Source organism: Curtobacterium sp. NPDC098951 (genome assembly GCF_044759965.1).
GTDB lineage: Bacteria > Actinomycetota > Actinomycetes > Actinomycetales > Microbacteriaceae > Curtobacterium.
Genome location: NZ_JBIWAG010000014.1, coordinates 1 through 1,563, shown reverse-complemented (window position 1 = coordinate 1,563; position 1,563 = coordinate 1). Strand labels below are relative to the sequence as shown.

General features: G+C 31.5%; 1 protein-coding gene. It reads right to left on the bottom strand.

The genetic code is table 11. The features are described 5' to 3' along the window. Positions 1-109 precede the first annotated feature (109 nt). Complete coding sequence (locus tag ACIQUC_RS17855) at positions 110-1,309, bottom strand: IS110-like element ISSep2 family transposase (RefSeq protein WP_402269466.1); 1,200 nt, start codon at positions 1,307-1,309, stop codon at positions 110-112. Positions 1,310-1,563: the final 254 nt, after the last annotated feature.

Genomic DNA, 1,563 nt, shown 5'->3' with positions numbered 1-1,563 from the left:
TTCCTACGATTAGTCAAGTACTTATAATTAAAATAAGCATTACTTAACTAAACCGTTCATTTTAATTTTTTTGAATAAGGTGTTAAACTATATTTGATTGTACGTTTGGCTAATGTGGTGACATTTGATAATCGTACAATTTATGATTCATTACAAGATAATGAATTGTTTTTAATAATCGATTTATACAAGCAATGATGGCAGTCTTATGAGGTTTCTCATTAGGCTGCTTTCTTAGTTTGTAGTAATAATCGACGACATGATTGTCATAATGATGCTGCCCTCTTATTATATTCATAATCACCCAAAATAAAAGTTTTCTCGCTTTTTTATTACCACGCTTGTTGATGGTATCTCTACAGTGTGTATGACCTGATTGATATCGTTTGATATCAATGCCAACAAAAGCATTGAGTTGTTTATTTGATTTAAATCGCTTAATATCACCAATCTCCCCAATAATCATAGCTGTGCTTAGCTTACCAATACCAGGTATCGAATGAATATTTTCAAAATAATCGAGTTGTTGTGCTAATTGAATCATGGCATCATCTAATTGTTTGAGATGATGAATAGATTGTTTTAATTGTTGAATAAGTAAGCGTAATTTTTCGAGTAGAAAGGAATGTCTATCGACATTAGGATAGCTTTCTTGAGCAATCACCCTTAATTGAAGTGCATATTTTGTAGCTTTATCCATTGACATTCCTTTATCTGTAGAATTGAATATATGTGTAATCAGTACATCCTTGTCGATATCAAGAACCATGTCTGGATGAGTAAAGATTTCTGCGATGTTGAGTGCAATGATTGAATATCGACTACTAAATAATCTTTCTAAACCAGGGAATGTTTGATGGAGTAATTCAAGGATCTGAAATTTAAGTCGATTTTGTTCATTCTCGATTTCTAGATGAAAACGGACGCGTTCTCTTAATTCAAAGAATATTAACTCATGTATAGGTAAGCTGCCTGTTTGTTTAAGCGTCGGTCCTAAACAAGCAAGCTTATGAGCATCTGCCTGATCAGTTTTCCATGATCTTAGAGCGCTCGTTTTAAATTTGGCTTCTAACGGATTCATTTGAATATAGTTAATTTGATTTACACAACAAAATCGTTCCATACCTCTTGAATAGATACCTGTAGATTCAAAAATGAGTTGTGGGTGGTCTAAGTCATTCAAATACTTGAGTAAATAATTGTAACCATTTTTATTATTTTGGATGAAAAACTCTTTTTGGAATTTTCCATTTTTATAATGTGCAACTACACTACTTCTTTTACTAATATCAACACCTAAGTAATCGATAAAAAAACCTCCTTTGAAATAATTGAGAAGCTAAAAACTTTACTTAACCTTTCTCATTTCATTTTCCTATACACGGTTTCAAGAACCCAACATACTACAAACGAATTTCAAAAGGCGAGAGTAAAGCTGACTTGTTTTTTATACGGATTTAAAATCCAAGAGTCTGGACAGTCTACTTCTCTCTATAACTATAAAAAATAGCTATGAAAAAATCTATCGTCATAGATTTCTTCATAGCTAATCTTAGTATGTTT